Below are 17,719 nucleotides of genomic sequence, written 5' to 3' on the forward strand. Positions count from 1 at the left end.
CGCGTCGAGGCGCTCATCCGCGAGATGACCCTGGACGAGAAGATCGCCCAGCTCTACGGCGTCTGGGTCGGCGCCTCCGGCGAAGGCGCCGAAGTCGCCCCCCACCAGCACGACATGGACGAGCCGCCCAGCCTGGACGACCTCCTGCCGGACGGCCTCGGGCAGCTCACCCGGCCCTTCGGCACCGTCCCCGTCGACCCCGCCCTGGGGGCGCTGTCCCTCATGCGCACCCAGGAACGGATCGCCGCAGCCAACCGGTTCGGCATCCCCGCCATGGCCCACGAGGAGTGCCTCGCGGGCTTCGCGGCCTGGGGCGCCACCACCTACCCCGTCCCGCTGTCCTGGGGCGCCTCCTTCGACCCCGAGCTGGTCCGGGTGATGGCCGCGGCCATCGGCCGCGACATGCGCTCGGTCGGCGTCCACCAGGGCCTCGCCCCCGTCCTCGACGTCGTGCGCGACGCGCGCTGGGGACGGGTCGAGGAGACCATCGGCGAGGACCCCTACCTCGTCGGGACCATCGCCACCGCCTACATCCAGGGCCTGGAGTCCGCGGGCATCGTGGCCACCCTCAAGCACTTCGCCGGCTACTCCGCCTCCCGCGCCGGGCGCAACCTGGCGCCGGTCAGCATGGGCCCGCGCGAACGCGCCGACGTCGTCCTGCCGCCCTTCGAGATGGCGGTCCGGGAAAGCGGCGTCCGGTCCGTGATGCACGCGTACACCGACACCGACGGCGTGCCCTCGGCCGCCGACGAGGAACTGCTGACCGGGCTGCTCCGCGACACCTGGGGCTTCGACGGGACCGTCGTCGCCGACTACTTCGGGATCGCATTCCTCAAGACCCTGCACGGCGTCGCCGCCGACTGGGCGGACGCCGCCGGCACCGCCCTGCACGCCGGCGTCGACGTGGAACTGCCCACCGTCAAGACCTTCGGGCAGCCGCTGCGGGACGCCGTCGCCGCGGGCCTGGTCGACGAGAAGCTGGTGGACCGCGCGCTGCGCCGCGTCCTGACCCAGAAGGCGCAGCTCGGCCTGCTGGACCCCGGATGGAGCCCGGTGCCGTCCGTGCTCGCCGGGGCCGACCTCACCGACCCGCAGGCCCTGCGCGGCACGGTCGACCTGAACTCCGCCGCCCACCGGGACCTCTCGCGGCGCCTCGCCGAGCGGTCCGCCGTCCTGCTCTCCAACGACGGCACCCTGCCCCTGGGGCGGCCCGCGCGCATCGCGCTCGTCGGCCCCCAGGCGGAGACCCCGACCGCCGTGCTGGGCTGCTACTCCTTCCCCGTCCACGTCGGCGCGCAGCACCCGGAGGTCCCGCTCGGCATCGACCTGCCCACGCTCCGCCAGGCCCTGGTCGCGGAGTTCCCCGGCGCCGAGATCGTCACCGTCGCCGGCTGCGGCATCGACGACGACGACGTCTCCGGCATCGCCGCGGCCGTACGGGTGGCGCTCGACGCCGACGTGGTCGTCGCCGCGCTCGGCGACCGCGCCGGGCTCTTCGGCCGCGGCACCAGCGGCGAGGGCTGCGACGCGGAGTCGCTCACCCTGCCCGGAGTGCAGCAGCGGCTGCTCGACGCGCTCCTCGACACGGGGACGCCCGTCGTGCTCACCCTGCTGTCCGGCCGCCCCTACGCCCTCGGGCGGGCCGTGGACGAGGCCGCGGCCGTCGTCCAGACCTTCTTCCCCGGGCAGGAGGGCACCACGGCGCTCGCCGGAGTGCTGAGCGGACGGATCGCCCCGTCCGGGCGGCTGCCGGTGAGCGTCCCCCGGCACCCGGGCGTCCAGCCCTCCACCTACCTCGCGGCGCCGCTCGCGCGGGCCAGCGAGGTCTCCAACATCGACCCGGCCGCGGCCTTCGGCTTCGGCCACGGGCTGACGTACACGAGCTTCGAATGGTCCGCGCCCCAGGTGCACGGTGCCGCCGACGGCCGGCCCGTGACCGGCACCGACGGCGAGGTGGAGCTGTCCTTCACCGTCCGCAACACCGGCGACCGCGCCGGCAGCGAGGTCGTCCAGGTCTACCTGCACGACCCGATCGCCTCCGTCGTCCAGCCCGTGCAGCGGCTCGTCGGCTACCTGAGGGTGCCGCTGGAGCCGGGCGAGGCACGGCGCGTCGACGTCACCGTCCCCGCCGACGTCGCCGCCTTCACCGGCCGGGACGGCCGCCGCGTCGTCGAACCGGGGGAGCTGGAGGTGCGGCTGGCCGCCTCCAGCACCGACGTCCGGTTCGCCGTACGGGCCGAACTGACCGGCCCGGCACGGCAGGTGGACCACACCCGGCGGCTGCACGCGCTGGTCGCCGGCGCGCCGGAGGAGTCCAGGTGAGCGTGCCCGAAGGGACGGGGGAGGCGGCGGCGACCGTCGCCAACCCCGTCCTGCCGGGCTGCCACCCCGACCCCAGCGTCTGCCGGGTCGGGGACGACCACTACCTGATCACCTCGACCTTCGAGTACTTCCCCGGCATCCCCGTGTTCCACAGCCGCGACCTGGTCGACTGGCGGCCGATCGGGCACGTCCTGGACCGGCCCTCGCAGGTGGACCTGAGCACCGTCGCGTCCTCCGAGGGGATCTTCGCCGCGACGATCCGGCACCACCGGGGCCGCTTCCACGTCGTGACCACCCTCGTCGGCGGCAGCGGCCGGAACGGCACGTTCGTCGTCACCGCCACCGATCCCGCCGGGCCGTGGAGCGACCCGGTGTGGCTGGACGACGCGCCCGGCATCGACCCCTCCCTCTTCTTCGACGACGACGGCCGCGCCTGGTGCACCGGCACCCGGCTCGCGGAACCGGGCGAGTGGGAGGGGCAGACCGACGTCTGGCTGCGGGAGTTCGACACCGGGCGGATGACCCTCACCGGCCCCGAGCACCTGCTGTGGCGCGGGGCGCTGCACGGCGCGGTGTGGGCCGAGGGACCCCACCTGTACAAGGTGGACGGCCGCTACTACCTGCTGGCGGCGGAGGGCGGCACCGAGCACGGGCACGCCGTCAGCGTGGCCCGCGCCGAGCACGTCACCGGCCCGTACACCGGCAACCCGGCCAACCCGGTGTTCACCCACCGCCACCTCGGCCGCGACTTCCCCGTCGTCGGCGTCGGCCACGCCGACATGGTGCGGACGGCGGCGGGGGAGTGGTGGGCGGTGCTGCTCGGCAGCCGCCCCTACGGCGGTTACCACCCCAACCTCGGACGGGAGACCTTCCTCGTCCCGGTGTCCTGGGAGGACGGCTGGCCGCTCTTCGCGCCCGGCAGCGGCACCACGCTCGGCCCCTTCCGCCCGCCTGTCGTCACCGGCCCCCCGGAGGCGCCCCAGCCGGAGCCGGTGCGCGACGACTTCGACGGACCCCGGCTGGACCCGAAGTGGAACCAGGTGCGCACCGCGGAACCCTTCTGGTCGCTCACGGCACGTCCCGGCCGGCTCCGGTTGCCGCTGGGCGCCACGACGCTCGCCGAGGGCGGCACCCCCGGCTTCCTCGGGCGGCGTCAGCAGCACCAGGACGTCAGCGTGTCCGCGCTCCTCGACGTCTCGCCCCGGACGCCGCTGGAGTGGGCCGGAATCGCCGTCCGCCAGTCGGAGGCGGACCACCTGGTGTTCGCGGTGGCCGGTGACGGCCGCGGTGGCCGCCGGGTGCTCGCCGCGGTCCGCACCGGCGGCGAGGAACGCGTCGTCGCGCAGGCGCCGTTGCCCCCCGGCCCGGTGGTGCTGCGCATCCACGTGGAGGGCCAGCGCTACGGGCTGCGCCACGCCCCCGCGGGCGCGGACCCGGAGGCGGAGACCGAACTGACCGCCGTGGACGGCGGATTCCTCAGCTCGCCCCGCGCCGGCGGCTTCCTCGGCGTATGGCTCGGCCCGTACGCCACCGCCCACGGCGCCCCCTCCACCACCGTCGCCGACGTCGACTGGGTCGACTACCGGCCGCTCGCCCCCTGACCACGGAGCCGTGTTGTTCACCGATCTCCCCGAGGCCGAACTGCGGGACTACCGCAGCGCCCAGACCGCGCCCGCCGACTTCGACGACTTCTGGCGGACGACGCTCGCCGAGTCGCGCGCCGCCGGCACCGCCGCCGTCACCGTCACCACCGCACCCGGTCCGCGGCTGCGCACCGTGGCCGTCTTCGACGTCACCTTCCCCGGCTTCGGCGGCGAGCCCGTACGGGCCTGGCTGCGGCTGCCGCACGGCGCCGAGGGACCGCTGCCCGCGGTCGTCCAGTACGTCGGCTACGGCGGCGGCCGGGGCCACGCCCTGGAGGGGCTGCTGTGGGCGTCCGCGGGCTTCGCCCACCTCCACATGGACACCCGGGGCCAGGGCTCGGGCTGGAGCCGCGGCGACACCCCCGACTCCGGCACCACGGGCCCGCAGGCCCCGGGGATGATGACCCGGGGCATCGACGACCCCCGCACGTACTACTACCGCCGTCTGTTCACGGACGCCGTCCGTGCCGTGGACGCGGTCCGCACGCTGCCCTCGGTGGACCCCGGACGGATCGCCGTCCTCGGCGCGAGCCAGGGCGGCGGCACCGCGCTCGCGGTGGCCGCGCTGGACCCCGGGGTCCACGCCCTGGTCGCCCACGTCCCGTTCCTGTGCGACTTCCCCCGCGCCACGGTCGTCACGGACGCCGACCCGTACCGCGAGATCGGCCGCTACCTCGCCGTCCACCGCGGCGGCGCCGAGCGGGCCATGCGCACCCTGTCCTACTTCGACGGCGTCAACTTCGCCGCCCGCGCCCGGGTGCCGGCGCGCTTCTCCGCGGCCCTGATGGACGAGATCACGCCGCCCTCGACGGTCTTCGCGGCGTACAACGCCTACGCGGGGCCCAAGGAGATGGCGGTCTGGCCGTGGAACGGGCACGAGGGCGGCGCCATCGACGACGACGCGGAGGCACTGGCCTTCCTGCGCGCGCAGCTCTGACGCCCCTCCCCGGCAAACCCGTTGCCGGGGAGCGGACACCCGGCTACGTTCGCCCCCATGTCCCTGGGCATGTACCGCCACGTCCTCGTCCGGCCCGTCCTGACCTGGGGGGCCGTGGCCGTGGGGGCGCGGATGCCGGTGGCCATGGCACCGCTCGCGCTGGTGTTCCTGGTGCGGGAGCGGCCCGGCGGCTACACGTTCGGCGCGCTGCTCGCCGCCGCCTATGTGATCGGGGAGATCGTCGGGGCGCCACTGCTCGGCATGCGGCTCGATGCCGGGCGGGCACGGCCGCAGTTGGCGGCGGGGCTCGCGGTGGGGGCCGTGGGCTTCGCCGGGCTGGGCGTCCTGCCCGATGCCCACCCCGCCGTGCTGGCCGGGTTCGCGATCCTGGCCGGGGCGGCTCCCGCGGCGGCCCCGGGCGGCATGCGGCAACTGCTCACCTCGATCGTGCCGGAGCGGGCCGTGACGCAGGCCCTGAGCGCCGAGTCGGTGCTGACCTTCGCGATCTGGGCGGTGAGCCCGGCCGCGGTGGCGGGGCTCGCGCTCGGTGTGGCCCCGTACACCCCGCTGGTGCTCGCCGCGGTCCTCATGGCGGCCTCGGCGGCCGGCTTGTGGGCGCTTCCCGCGGGATGGCAGGCCGACCGACGGGACCGCGGCGGTGAGTCGATGCTGCGGATCACGGCCCGTGCCTGGCCGGTCTACGTCACCGGCGCCGCGTCCCTGTCGCTGCTCGCCCTGGCCGAACTGATCCTGCCGGCGCTCCTGGAGCACCGGGGGATCGCGATCGGCCTCGCCGGGCCGCTGCTCGCCGGGTTCGCGGCGGGTTCGGGGGTCGGGTCCTTCCTCTACGGCCTGCGCGCCCGCTGGCCGGGTCGGTTGCCCGTGCAGTCGCTCGTCCTGCTGCTCGCGGTGTCGGCGTGCGTGGCCCTCGTCGCCGTACTCCCGTCGGCGCCCTGGATGGGCGCGATCCTGCTGGTCGCCGGTGTACTGCAGGCCGGGGCGATGCTGACCCGGAACCTGCAGTTGCGGCAGGTGCTGCCCGCCAGCGCGCTGGCCGCCGGCTACTCCGTGATGTACGCCGCCGTGGGCGCGGGCTACGCCGCGGCGGGCAGTCTCTCGGGTGCGCTGCTGAAGGCGACCGGTCCGGACGTCGCGATCCTGGCCGGTGTGGGCCTGACCCTCCTGCTCACCGTTGTCGCGGCGGCCGGGGAGCGGGCGACGCGCGGGCGTGGCGCGGGGGCCGGCCCGGGCCCCGGCACCGCGGCGGAAGGCACGCCGGTGAGCGATCGGAGCGACGCCCGGCCCGGCCCGTAGGCGCCGGGTCGTGGACCGTGCGCCCGGGCCTCCCGGAGCGGTCCGATCCCGAACGTCACCTGCGAGCGGCGGCCCCCTGGCGGGCCGGCGCCGCTAATCGGCGCGCAGGTCCCGTACGCGGCGGATCTTGCCGACCGAGCGCTCGACGGTGTCCGGGTCGACGACCGTCACCTCGACGCTGACGCCCACGCCGTCCTTGACGCCGGCCGCCACGGAACGCGCCGCCTCCTCGCGGAGACCGGCGGGGGCGTCGGGGCGCGCCTCGACGACGACCTCCATGTGGTCCATGCGCCCGCGCTTGGTCAGCCGGATCTGGAAGTGCGGGGCCACGCCGGGCGTACGCAGCACGATCTCCTCGATCTGGCTCGGGAAGACGTTCACCCCGCGCAGGATGATCATGTCGTCGGAGCGGCCGGTGATCTTCTGGATGCGGCGGAAGGCCGGGCGGGCGGTTCCGGGGAGCAGCCGCGTCAGGTCGCGGGTGCGGTAACGGACGATCGGCAGCGCCTCCTTGGTGAGGGAGGTGAAGACCAGTTCGCCCTCCTCGCCCTCGGGCAGCGGCTCGCCCGTGACCGGGTCGACGACCTCGGGGTAGAAGTGGTCCTCCCACACGTGCAGGCCGTCCTTGGTCTCCACGCACTCCTGGGCGACGCCCGGGCCGATCACCTCGGACAGCCCGTAGATGTCGACGGCGTGGATGTCCATGCGCTCCTCGATCTCCCGGCGCATCTCCTCCGTCCACGGCTCCGCGCCGAAGATGCCGACCCGCAGCGAGGTGCCGCGCGGGTCGACGCCCTGGCGCTCGAACTCGTCCAGCAGGGTGAGCATGTACGACGGGGTGACCATGATGATCTCGGGCTTGAAGTCCTGGATGATCTGGACCTGGCGGGCCGTCATGCCGCCCGAGGCGGGGATCACCGTGCACCCGGCGCGCTCGGCGCCGTAGTGCGCGCCCAGGCCACCGGTGAACAGGCCGTAGCCGTAGGAGATGTGCACCTTGTGGCCGGGCCGGCCGCCGGCGGCACGTATGGAGCGGGCCACCACGTCGGACCACATGGACAGGTCGTTCTCGGTGTACCCCACGACAGTGGGCAGTCCGGTCGTGCCGCTGGAGGCGTGGACGCGGCGCACCTGGTCCATGGGGACGGCGAACATGCCGAAGGGGTAGTTGTCGCGCAGGTCGGCCTTGGTGGTGAAGGGGAAGCGCGCCAGGTCGTCCAGGCTCCCGCAGTCCTCGGGGCGCAGTCCGGCCTCGTCGAACTTCTTCCGGTACGCCTCGACGTTGTCGTACGCGTGGCGCAGCGTCGCCCGGAGCCGGGTGAACTGGAGCTCCCGCAGTTCCGCCGGGTCCAGCTTCTCGGCGGCGTCCAGCAGGCCGTGAGGGAGCGGCTCTCCCAGGCGCGCCCCCGCCGTCGACCGGTCCGTCGGCTCGCTGCTCATCCGTTCTCCTCCGTGCGTCCGATGCTGCGGCTGCGCCCGCGGAACTCGGCGACCACCTGGTCGCCCCGCAGGATGCTCACGTCGTAGATGCCGCTGCGGCCGAAGCGGGTGCGCTCCTGCGCGGTCGCGACCAGCTCGTCCCCCTCGTGGACGGGGGCGACGAAGGTGATGTCGGCCCCGGCGGCGACCGTCACCGGGCCGTGGCTGTTGCAGGCGCAGGCGAAGGCGGTGTCGGCGAACAGGAAGAGGTAGCCCCCGTGGGCGATGCCGTGGCCGTTGACCATGGCCGCGGTGACGGTCATGCGCAGCACGGCCGTCCCCTCGCCCGTCTCCAGCAGCTCGATGCCGAGGCTCTGCGACGCCTTGTCTGCGGCGAACATGATCTCCGCCGGGCCCTGCGTCGTGTCCATGGCACCCCTCACGATCGTCACCGCCCTTGTGGACCGACCGAACATTCGGTTAGCGTGCGGCACGCCCAAGGTAATCCAGCATCCGAACTGCCTGTCAAGAGGTGGAACGCATGTCCCAGCACCTCCCCGCGCGGCCCGCAGACGAGGTCTTCCTGATCGACGGCGCCCGCACCCCGCAAGGGCGTTACGGCGGCGCCCTGGCCTCCGTCCGCCCCGACGACCTCGCCGCCCTGGTGGTCGGCGAGGCGGTGAGGCGGGCCGGGATGCCGGCCGCGGCCGTGGACGAGGTGATCCTCGGCGCCGCCAACCAGGCGGGCGAGGACAACCGCGACGTCGCCCGGCTGGCCGTGCTGCTGGCCGGCCTGCCGCACACGGTGCCCGGCTACACCGTCAACCGGCTCTGCGCCTCCGGGCTCACCGCCGTCGCCTCGGCGGCGCAGGCGATCCGCTCCGGCGAGGCGGATCTGGTCGTCGCCGGCGGTGTGGAGTCGATGACCCGTGCCCCGTGGGTCATGGCCAAGCCCGGCACCCCGTGGGCCAAGCCCGGCGAGGTGCACGACACCTCCCTGGGCTGGCGCTTCACCAACCCGCGCTTCGGCGCCATGGAGACGCTGTCCATGGGGGAGACCGCGGAGGAGGTCGCCGCCCTGGACGGGATCACCCGCGCCGACTCCGACGCCTTCGCGCTGCGCAGCCACCGGCGGGCCGTCGCGGCCCAGGAGGCCGGCCGCTTCGACCGCGAGATCGTGCCGGTCTCCGTCAAGGACGGCGAGGTCACCCGCGACGAGGGCCCGCGTCCCTCCACCACCCTGGAGAAGCTCGGCACCCTGCGCACGATCTTCCGCAAGGACGGCATCGTGACCGCGGGCTCCTCCTCGCCGCTCTCCGACGGCGCCGCCGCCCTCGTGGTCGCGGGCCGCGCGGCGGTCGAGCGGTACGGGCTCACGCCGCGCGCCAGGATCGTCACCGCCGCCACCGCCGGCGTCGAGCCCCACCTGATGGGCCTCGGACCCGTCCCGGCGACGGAGAAGGCCCTCGAGCGTGCCGGATGGCAGGCCGGCGAGCTGGACGCCGTCGAGCTCAACGAGGCCTTCGCCGCCCAGGCCCTGGCGGTCGTCCGCCGGCTCAAACTGGACGAGGAGCGGGTCAACGCCGACGGCGGCGCGATCGCGCTCGGCCACCCGCTGGGCTGCTCCGGCGCGCGCATCCTGCTCACCCTCCTCGGCCGCCTGGAGCGCGAGGGCGGCCGCCGCGGCCTCGCGACCCTCTGCGTGGGGGTCGGCCAGGGCGTGGCGATGCTGGTGGAGCGGGTGTGAGCGGGGCCTCCCGCGGGCCGGGCGCGGCCGTCGTCCACAGGGCTTGCCGGGTACGGCAAAGTTCGTCAGACTGTAACCGAACGAATGGTCGGTAGGGGAAGCTGGTATCGATGACCACACCGAACGCCACCGTGCCGGCGGAGGGCGCGCAGGCGCCGCTCCAGGAGCACTTCGAAGCCACGATCGCGCGGGACCAGCGCATCGAGCCGCGGGACTGGATGCCCGAGGGCTACCGGAAGACGCTGGTCCGGCAGATCGCGCAGCACGCGCACTCGGAGATCATCGGCATGCAGCCCGAGGGCGAGTGGATCACCCGCGCCCCGTCGCTGCGCCGCAAGGCCATCCTGTTCGCGAAGGTCCAGGACGAGGCGGGCCACGGGCTCTACCTGTACTCGGCCGCCGAGACCCTGGGCGTCGACCGCGCGGACCTCACGCAGCGCCTGATCGAGGGCCGCCAGAAGTACTCCTCGATCTTCAACTACCCGACCCTGAGCTTCGCCGACGTCGGCGTCATCGGCTGGTTCGTCGACGGCGCCGCCATCTGCAACCAGGTGCCGCTGTGCCGCTCCTCCTACGGGCCCTACGCCCGCGCCATGGTGCGCATCTGCAAGGAGGAGTCCTTCCACCAGCGGCAGGGCTACGAGCTGCTGATGACGATGATGCGCGGCACCGAGGCCCAGCGGGCGATGGTGCAGGACGCGGTGGACCGCTGGTGGTGGCCGTCGCTGATGATGTTCGGCCCGCCCGACGGCGACTCGCCCAACTCGGCCGCGTCGATGGCCTGGAAGATCAAGCGCCACAGCAACGACGAGCTGCGGCAGCGGTTCGTCGACATGACCGTCCCGCAGGCCGACAGGCTCGGCGTGACCCTGCCCGACCCCGAGCTGCGCTGGAACGAGGAGCGCGGCCGGCACGACTTCGGCACCCCCGACTGGTCGGAGCTGCAGCGGGTCATCAGCGGCGACGGACCGTGCAACGACGCGCGGATGGAACGCCGCCGCACCGCACACGAGGAAGGCGCCTGGGTGCGCGAGGCCGCGACCGCCCACGCCGCCAAGCAGGCGGCCCGGGCAGAGGAAGGAGCCGTGGCATGAGCACCACCGGCGACAGCACGACCCGGGCCGAGTGGCCCCTGTACGAGGTGTTCGTCCGCGGCAAGCGCGGCCTGAACCACGTCCACGTCGGCTCCCTGCACGCCGCCGACGACCGCATGGCGCTGACCCACGCCCGTGACCTGTACACGCGGCGCAACGAGGGCGTGAGCATCTGGGTGGTGCGCTCGGAGCACATCACCGCGTCGACGCGGGACGAGAAGGACCCCTTCTTCGCCCCCAGCGCCGACAAGGTCTACCGGCACCCCACCTTCTACGACATCCCCGAAGACGTCCCCCACATCTAGGAGCAGGGCATGAGCGACGAGCACGTCTACCTGTCCCTGGCCGAGGGGCACGACGACAGCGACGCCCGCTGGGCCTTCGGCACCGGCTTCGAGGACCCGCTGCACGGCGTCGACACCACCGTGCCGGAGGGCGTGGACGCCGCGGAACTGGCCGCCCGCTGCCTGGCGCTCGGCGACGACGCCCTGGTCGGCGCCCAGCGCCTGGCCGAGTGGTGCACCCGCGCGCCGGAGCTGGAGGAGGAGGTCGCCCTCGCCAACATCGGGCTCGACCTGCTCGGCCAGGCCCGCCTGCTCTACTCCCGGGCCGGCCAGGTGGACGGCAGCGGCCGCGACGAGGACGCCTACGCCTACTTCCGGGACGCCGCCGACTTCCGCAACGTCCGCCTCGCCGAACTGCCCTGCGGGGACTTCGCGTTCTCCATGGCCCGGCTGCTCGTCACTTCCAGCTGGCGGCTCGCCGTCTTCGAGCGGCTCGCCCGCACCGCGCAGGACCCGGTGCTCGCCGCCATCGCCGCCAAGGGCGTCAACGAGCTGACCTACCACCGGCAGTACGCCGCCGAGTGGACGGTACGGCTCGGCGACGGCACCGAGGAGTCGCACCGCCGCATGCGGGCCGGCCTGGAGGAGGTCGCCCCCTACCTGGAGGAGCTGTTCACCGCCGCCGCGACGTGCGGCGCCGACCCCGCCGAGGTGCGCGAGGAGGTGACCGCCGCGCTGCGCCAGGTCACCGCGACGGCGGGGCTGCCCCCCGTCGGGGCCGAACCCCTGCCCGGCCACGGCCGCGAGGGCGACCGCACGGAGCACCTCGCCCCGCTGCTCGCCGAGTTGCAGGGCGTCGCCCGCGCGCACCCCGGAGCGGTCTGGTGAGCACCGTGACCGCCCTCACCGACGCACACCGGGCGGCCCGTGTGGCCGCCGAGGTGCCCGATCCCGAGCTGCCCATGCTGACCCTGGCCGACCTGGGCGTCCTGCGCGACGTCGAGGTCGCCCAGGACGGCACGGTGGTCGCCGCCCTCACCCCCACCTACTCGGGCTGCCCCGCCATGGCGGAGATGCGCGCCGACGTGGCCGCCCGGCTGCGCGCCGCCGGCTTTGACCGGGTCGAGATCCGCACCGTCCTGGACCCGCCGTGGACGACCGACTGGATCACCCCCGAGGGCCGCCGCAAGCTCGCCGAGCACGGCATCGCACCCCCCGGGCCGGCGCCCCGGCGTACCGCGGGGCCGGTGCCGCTGGTGCTCACCCCCACCCGGCGCTCCGTCTCCTGCCCCCGCTGCGGCTCGGCGGACACCGAGGAGACCTCGCGCTTCGCCGCCACCTCCTGCAAGGCCCTGTGGCGCTGCCGTGCCTGCCTGGAGCCGTTCGAGTACGTCAAGGAGATCTGATGGCCCCGACCACCCCCGCCCCGCAGGCGCCGGCCCCGCGGGTCCGCCGCCGTCCGGCCTTCCACGCCCTGCGGGTCGCCGCGGTGGAGTCGCTCTGCGAGGACGCGGCCGCCGTCAGCTTCGACATACCGCGGGAGCTGGCCGAGGAGTTCGCCTTCGCGCCCGGGCAGTCCCTCACCCTGCGCCGCGAGGTCGACGGCCGGGACGAGCGGCGCTCGTACTCCATCTGCTCCCCCGCCGGCGCCACCCCCCGCATCGGGGTCCGCGTGGTGCCGGGCGGGCTCTTCTCGGCCTGGCTCGTGCACGAGGTGCGCGCGGGCGACACCGTCGAGGTGATGGGTCCCACCGGCGCCTTCACCCCCGACCTCACCGCGCCCGGGCACCACGTGCTGATCGCGGCGGGCTCCGGCATCACCCCGATGCTCTCCATCGCCGAGTCCGTCCTCGCCGCGGACCTCGGCTCCCGGGTCACGCTCTTCTACGGCAACCGGCGCACCGACACCGTCATGTTCGCCGACGAACTCGCCGAGCTGAAGGACCTGCACCCCGCCCGGTTCCAGCTCGCCCACGTGCTCTCCAGGGAGCCGCGCGAGGCCGACGTGCTCTCCGGCCGCCTCGACGCCGGACGGCTCGCCACGCTCGTCGAGGGCCTCGTCGACGTGCCCAACGCCGACCACTGGTGGCTGTGCGGCCCGCACGGCATGGTCGTCGACGCCCAGCAGGTCCTCGCCGGCCTCGGCGTGCCCGGCGACCGGGTGCACCAGGAGCTGTTCTACGCGGACGACGAGCCGGTCACCCCCGTCCGCCACGAGGACGCCGTCGCCGAGGGCCCGGTCAGCCAGGTCACCGTCGTCCTCGACGGCCGGACGACCACGGCCGCCCTACCGCGTGACCGGAGCGTCCTCGACGGCGCCCAGCGCACCCGCCCCGACCTGCCCTTCGCCTGCAAGGGCGGCGTCTGCGGCACCTGCCGGGCGCTCGTCACCGACGGCAAGGTGGAGATGCGCCGCAACTTCGCCCTCGAGGAGTCCGAGGTCGACGCGGGCTACGTGCTGACCTGCCAGAGCTACCCGGTCTCCGACGAGCTGACGGTCGACTACGACAGCTGACACCCCCTCCGCCCCGCCCCGGGAAGCCGTCGGCAGGGACGGTCGGGGACGCGAGCATGACCGTGGGGCCGGGGGCGCGCTGTGCGCCCCCGGCCCCACGGGACTCCCACGAACGGTGTGCGGCGGGGCCGGCGTCAGTGGTCGAGGGTGTCCTTGCCCTTCTCCACTACTTGCTTGGCGTCGCCCTTGACCTGGTCCGCCTTGCCCTTCATCCGCAAGCTGTCATCGCCGGTCAGCTTGCCCGTGGCCTCCTCGGCTTTGCCCTTCATCTTCTGGCCGGTGTTCTTGACCTTCTTCTCGGCACTCATGGGGTTCTCCTTCCGGGGGTCGATCGGCGCTTCCCTGCGCCTGCCCGGAAAGTCCCTGATGAAACCATTTGCTCGGATTCTGGAGATGGCGGCCGAGCAGGGCGCCCCCGAACACCACGAAGCCCACCCCGATCAGCCAGCACTGCACGATCAGCACCGTGCCCACGGCCCCGTACGAGACGGCGTTGGTCACGATCAGCGGGGAGAACACGAACGACGAGAAGACCCGCAGACCGATGAGGCCGACCATCGTCGCGACCGCCCCGGGCGCCAGCGCCGCCCACGGCACCTGCCCGGCCAGCAGGAAGTACTGCCCCCACCAGAAGAAGACGAAGCCCAGGATGACGGCCGTGCCGCCGCGGAGCACCGTGTCCGGCCATTCCCCGCCCAGCACCGCCCCGCTCTGCGCCTCCGCGAACAGGTACGCGGTGAGCGCCGCCAGCCACACCGCGCGCCGCCACACGTGGTGCCACGGGGTGGGCGGCACCTGCCAGATCCGGGTGTACCCCACCTCGACGCACGCCGCGAAGGAGAGCCCGAACAGCGCCAGCGCCAGCAGGCTCAGGCCGCTCGTACTGCTGATCACCTTGCGCGGGGCCGCGAACAGCTCCTTCACGGCCCGCGCGGGTTCGGCCGACAGCCCCATGCCGTCGACGACCCACTGCGCGAAGCCGTAGCCGTGGAAGGGCACGGCCGCGGCGACCACGATCAGCAGCGGGACCAGCGTCACCAGACCGAGCGCGGCGAAGCCCATGGAGCGCTGCAGCAGCTCCAGTTCGCCGCCCTGGTGCCACATGCGGCCCGCCCGCGACTCCCGCCACGACCGGTACGGATGGCGGAGCCATCGGGCCGCCCCACCTGCCATCGCGGCGGCCTCAGCGCGCGGTGGCGCCGGCCGCCCCGCGGCGTGCCGTCCCCACCCGGGTCCCCAGGGGTGCTGAGCGCATCGCGCGACCTCCTTGCTCAGGCCTCCTGAGGTGCACTTTCCCCGTACGGTCCGGACGAACCGGACGCCCCCGGCAGCCCGGCCGGCCCCGGCGCCGCGCGTAGCGAGGTGCGCCCGGCGCGCCACGCCCCCAGCAGGTGCTCCTCCACGCGCCCGTCCAGCAGCGCCGTCGCGCGGATCCCCAGGACGACGTCGGCGGTGAGGCCGGGTTCGCGGGCCAGCAGGTCGCCGATGACGTCATGACGCATCACCTGCTCGTGGACCGCGTCGGCCTCGATGTGCTCGTCGTAGAAGTGCCGGCAGGCCGGGCCGCCGCCGAGCCGGTCGATGGCCTCCACCGTCCGGCGGGCGGCCGGCGCCGTGGTGATCTCGCCGGCCGCGAAGTGCCCCACGAGCGCCCCCCGCAGTTCCCGGTGCAGGCCCAGCCAGGACATCAGGTTGACGGTGGCGAGGGTGACGGCCGGCACGACGTCCACGTAGTGCCCGTAGGAGGGGTCCAGCCCGGCGTCCTGCAGCAGGTCGGCGAAGAGCCGGGCGTGGACGCGCTCCCCGCGCCCGCTGCCGAACTCGTCGTACTCGACGGCGACGAGCGCGGCCTTCGCCCGGCCGGTGAGCCTCGGGATCACCCACGCGTGCGGATCGGCCTCCTTCAGCTGGTAGACCGACCGGTGCACGAAGTACTCCCGCAACTGCTCCCAGGTGGCCTCGTCGCGCAGGAAGTGCGACACGCCGCGGGCGTCACGGGGCTCGGTGAGCAGCGCCTCCAGTTCACGGTCGAGGGCTGTCCGGGCCGCGGCGCCCGCCGGTGCCTCCGGCAGCCCGGCGCGGATCGCCGCCCCGAAAGAGGCCTCCATGGCGCCGCGCAGCCCCAGCAGTCCCGGATCCCACTCCCAGCCGGGGTGCACTCCCGCAAGACCCCGGTAGTGCAGCTCGTAGCAGACGTGCAGGGCCAGCTGCAGGTCCTCGCCGAACGGGTCGGCGTCCTCGACCGCCCCCGCGGCCGGTGCCGGTGCGGTGCCCGGCGGGCCCCCGGTGAGCGCGTCCAGCACCGCCCGGGAGAGGGGGCCCCTCGGCGCGGGCGGTGGGGGCTCAGTGGTCCGGGAATCGGTCGGGAGGTCGGAGACCACGTCCATCGGGTCCTCCGTCGGTCGGTGCGGTGACGTCCTCGGGGTACGGGCGTCCGCTGGTGCCCCTGCCCGGTGACGCCGGGGGCATGCGGCCCTCCGCCGCCGTCTGCTCGACCAGCATGTCCACCGCGGCGCGCGGCCCGCCCGCCTCCCCGGCCCGTCGCTGCCGGTCCGCGCCGCTGCCCGCACGGGCCAGCGCGGCCACGGCGTCGCGGACGAAGGCCAGGTCACCGGTCTCCTCCAGCGCGGGCGTGACGCGTTCCAGCAGCTCGTCGCGGAGCGCGGTCGCGGGCACGCGGATCTCCAGGACGGGATGGATCCCGGGCCCCGACAGCCCGTAGCGGGCCGCCGACCAGAGCGCGGCCGCGGCGAGCTGCGGTGTCTTGGGCGGGGCCGGAACGCCCCGGGAGAGGTCGCCGAGCGCGGTGCGCACGAGCGCCCGCGTGAGGGCCGCCTGCAACGCCGTCTCCCAGGTCGCGCCCAGCGCGTCGGCGGCCCGCACCTCCACCGTGGGCACCCGGGGCGAGGGCCTGGCCAGCCAGAACGTCATGGCGTGGTCCACCAGCACCCCGCACTCCACCAGCCGGTCGACCTCGGCGCCGTGCTCGGCCGCCGAGGCGAACCACGGCGGGATCCCGGAACCCGGGAAGCGCGCCTGGTCCAGTACGCGCCAACTGGAGTAACCGGAGTCGCGCCCCCGGTCGTACGGCGAATTGGCCGACAGCGCCAGCAGCGTGGGCAGCCACGGCCGCAGGTGGTTGACGACCGCGACCGCGGTGTCCCGGTCCGGTACGCCCACGTGCACATGGCAGCCGCACGCCCGGTAGCCGGTCGCCTGGCTCTCGTAGAGGCCGGCGATCGCTGCGAAGCGGGCGCCCGCGCTGATCCCCGAACGGCCGTCGAGGACGGGCGTGCCCGACGAGACCAGCCGGGCGCCCTCGGCCGCGGCCGCGTCGGCCAGCAGCCGCCGCGTGGCCGCCAGCTGGCCGGTCAGCTCGGGCAGGCGCGTGGCGACACCGGTGGCCGACTCGATCTGGGCGGCCGACAGCTCGTGCTGCAGCGCCACGTCCGGTGCGGCCGGCGGGAGCCTCGACGCGCGGGCGATGACGGCGGCGGCGCCGTCGACCAGCCGCCCCGTCCCCGGGTCGACCAGCAGGAACTCCTCCTCGACCCCGAAGGTCAGGCCCCCCGCCGGCGCTCGGTCGTCCACGTTGCCCATGCACCCCACCTACCCCGCCCGCGCCGTACCGGACCCGCCCGGCCGTGGTCGAGGCCGCCACCGGCAGCCCACGGCGCGCGGCACACCGGGCGCCGGCGGAGGTACAGGCCGGAACGGCGGAACGACGGGCCCGGCACCTGGGGGAGGCCACCCTCCAGCCCGACGAGGAGGTGGCCCTCCTGCTGGAGCGCGCCGCGCGGCGCATCCTGGACCGCGGCGACGCCGTGGCCGAGTTCGCCGTGCTCACCGGGGCCGCTGAACTCAGCCCGCGGACACCGACCCGGGCCCGGGGATCGTCCGCCGAGGTCGTCCGTCGGGTCAGCCACCCGGAGCGACACGGCCGCGCCAGGCCCCCGTCTCGCTGCCCCGCTCCTCGATGAAGTGCTTGAACCGCCGCAGGTCGCCCCGCGCCCGCCGGTCCACGACGCCGAGCGCGTCGGCGGCCTTCTCCGCGAGCCCCGAGGTCTCCACCTCCATGGCGAGGTTCACCCGGGTGTGCGACGGGTCCAGCTCCAGGAAGGTCACGACACCGCGCTGACGGACGTCCCCGGTGACGGTGCGCCACGCCACCCGCTCGTCCGGCAACTGGTCGACGATCTCCGTGTCGAACTCCCGGCGGGCACCGGCGACGTTCATCACCCAGTGGTTGTGCCGGTCGTCGACCTGGGTCACCTGTTCCACGCCCTCCATGAAGTTCGGGAACTCCTCGAACTGCGTCCACTGGTTGTACGCGGTGTGCAGCGGGACGTCGACGTCCACGGATTCGCTGATCGTGCCCATGGGTCCTCTCCCTTCGGGGATGCGTCGCTGGGTCGGCTTCCCGGTGCGGATGCGCCTAACCGTC

At 74.5% G+C, this 17,719-nt stretch carries 17 protein-coding genes; 10 read left to right on the forward strand and 7 right to left on the reverse strand.

Features of this window, described 5'->3' with window-relative positions; genetic code table 11:
- Nucleotides 1-24 precede the first annotated feature (24 nt).
- The 4 genes from ACFZAU_RS00855 to ACFZAU_RS00870 are packed head-to-tail and all read left to right on the forward strand — an operon-like array spanning nt 25 to nt 6,216.
- Nucleotides 25-2,322, forward strand: coding sequence for a beta-xylosidase/alpha-l-arabinosidase (locus tag ACFZAU_RS00855; protein ID WP_500551097.1), 2,298 nt, complete (start codon nt 25-27; stop codon nt 2,320-2,322).
- A complete protein-coding gene (locus ACFZAU_RS00860) occupies nt 2,319-3,923 on the forward strand; it encodes a glycoside hydrolase family 43 protein (RefSeq protein ID WP_500550455.1) in 1,605 nt (534 codons plus the stop codon). Before ACFZAU_RS00855 ends, ACFZAU_RS00860 begins: the two co-directional genes overlap by 4 nt.
- A gap of 10 nt (nt 3,924-3,933) precedes the next feature.
- Entirely contained in the window at nt 3,934-4,902 is a 969-nt protein-coding gene (locus ACFZAU_RS00865; protein ID WP_500550456.1) for an acetylxylan esterase, read from the forward strand.
- A 57-nt stretch (nt 4,903-4,959) separates the two neighbouring features.
- Entirely contained in the window at nt 4,960-6,216 is a 1,257-nt protein-coding gene (locus ACFZAU_RS00870; RefSeq protein ID WP_500550457.1) for an MFS transporter, read from the forward strand.
- 93 nt (nt 6,217-6,309) lie between these two features.
- Here ACFZAU_RS00870 and paaK read toward each other — a convergent pair whose 3' ends face one another.
- A complete protein-coding gene (gene paaK, locus ACFZAU_RS00875; RefSeq protein WP_500550458.1) occupies nt 6,310-7,656 on the reverse strand; it encodes a phenylacetate--CoA ligase PaaK in 1,347 nt (448 codons plus the stop codon).
- Nucleotides 7,653-8,066: a hydroxyphenylacetyl-CoA thioesterase PaaI gene (gene paaI, locus ACFZAU_RS00880; RefSeq protein WP_499603035.1), complete on the reverse strand. Its 414-nt coding sequence runs from the start codon at nt 8,064-8,066 to the stop codon at nt 7,653-7,655. Before paaI ends, paaK begins: the two co-directional genes overlap by 4 nt.
- A gap of 110 nt (nt 8,067-8,176) precedes the next feature.
- Between paaI and ACFZAU_RS00885 the strand changes: the two genes are divergently transcribed.
- The 6 genes from ACFZAU_RS00885 (at nt 8,177) to paaE (ending at nt 13,275) form a co-directional block, all read left to right on the forward strand.
- Nucleotides 8,177-9,382 carry a thiolase family protein gene (locus tag ACFZAU_RS00885; protein ID WP_500550459.1) on the forward strand — a complete coding sequence of 402 codons (1,206 nt, stop codon included), beginning with the start codon at nt 8,177-8,179 and terminating at the stop codon, nt 9,380-9,382.
- 110 nt (nt 9,383-9,492) lie between these two features.
- On the forward strand, nt 9,493-10,476 hold the full coding sequence (paaA, locus tag ACFZAU_RS00890) for a 1,2-phenylacetyl-CoA epoxidase subunit PaaA (RefSeq protein WP_500463363.1): 984 nt from the start codon (nt 9,493-9,495) through the stop codon (nt 10,474-10,476).
- Nucleotides 10,473-10,781 carry a 1,2-phenylacetyl-CoA epoxidase subunit PaaB gene (gene paaB / locus ACFZAU_RS00895; protein WP_396571443.1) on the forward strand — a complete coding sequence of 103 codons (309 nt, stop codon included), beginning with the start codon at nt 10,473-10,475 and terminating at the stop codon, nt 10,779-10,781. The genes paaA and paaB overlap by 4 nt, the downstream gene beginning before the upstream one ends.
- 9 nt (nt 10,782-10,790) lie before the next feature.
- Nucleotides 10,791-11,648, forward strand: a complete 858-nt coding sequence (gene paaC / locus ACFZAU_RS00900; protein ID WP_500550460.1) for a 1,2-phenylacetyl-CoA epoxidase subunit PaaC — start codon at nt 10,791-10,793, stop codon at nt 11,646-11,648.
- Entirely contained in the window at nt 11,645-12,166 is a 522-nt protein-coding gene (paaD, locus tag ACFZAU_RS00905) for a 1,2-phenylacetyl-CoA epoxidase subunit PaaD (RefSeq protein ID WP_500550461.1), read from the forward strand. Before paaC ends, paaD begins: the two co-directional genes overlap by 4 nt.
- The gene (paaE, locus tag ACFZAU_RS00910; protein ID WP_500550462.1) at nt 12,166-13,275 is read left to right on the forward strand and encodes a 1,2-phenylacetyl-CoA epoxidase subunit PaaE; all 1,110 of its coding nucleotides are present in this window, start codon (nt 12,166-12,168) and stop codon (nt 13,273-13,275) included. Before paaD ends, paaE begins: the two co-directional genes overlap by 1 nt.
- Nucleotides 13,276-13,409: 134 nt before the next feature.
- Here paaE and ACFZAU_RS00915 read toward each other — a convergent pair whose 3' ends face one another.
- From ACFZAU_RS00915 to ACFZAU_RS00935, 5 genes are all read right to left on the reverse strand, one after another.
- Entirely contained in the window at nt 13,410-13,544 is a 135-nt protein-coding gene (locus tag ACFZAU_RS00915; RefSeq protein WP_499603291.1) for a CsbD family protein, read from the reverse strand.
- Complete coding sequence (locus ACFZAU_RS00920) at nt 13,498-14,379, reverse strand: YhjD/YihY/BrkB family envelope integrity protein (RefSeq protein ID WP_500550463.1); 882 nt, start codon at nt 14,377-14,379, stop codon at nt 13,498-13,500. Before ACFZAU_RS00920 ends, ACFZAU_RS00915 begins: the two co-directional genes overlap by 47 nt.
- Before the next feature lie 167 nt (nt 14,380-14,546).
- Nucleotides 14,547-15,662 carry an iron-containing redox enzyme family protein gene (locus ACFZAU_RS00925; RefSeq protein ID WP_500550464.1) on the reverse strand — a complete coding sequence of 372 codons (1,116 nt, stop codon included), beginning with the start codon at nt 15,660-15,662 and terminating at the stop codon, nt 14,547-14,549.
- The gene (locus tag ACFZAU_RS00930) at nt 15,619-16,875 is read right to left on the reverse strand and encodes a carboxylate-amine ligase (RefSeq protein WP_500550465.1); all 1,257 of its coding nucleotides are present in this window, start codon (nt 16,873-16,875) and stop codon (nt 15,619-15,621) included. Before ACFZAU_RS00930 ends, ACFZAU_RS00925 begins: the two co-directional genes overlap by 44 nt.
- Nucleotides 16,876-17,193: 318 nt before the next feature.
- On the reverse strand, nt 17,194-17,655 hold the full coding sequence (locus ACFZAU_RS00935) for an SRPBCC family protein (protein WP_500550466.1): 462 nt from the start codon (nt 17,653-17,655) through the stop codon (nt 17,194-17,196).
- Between the last annotated feature and the right edge of the window lie 64 nt (nt 17,656-17,719).

The sequence above is a fragment of the Streptomyces sp. NPDC008238 genome, assembly GCF_042956445.1.
Taxonomy (GTDB): domain Bacteria; phylum Actinomycetota; class Actinomycetes; order Streptomycetales; family Streptomycetaceae; genus Actinacidiphila.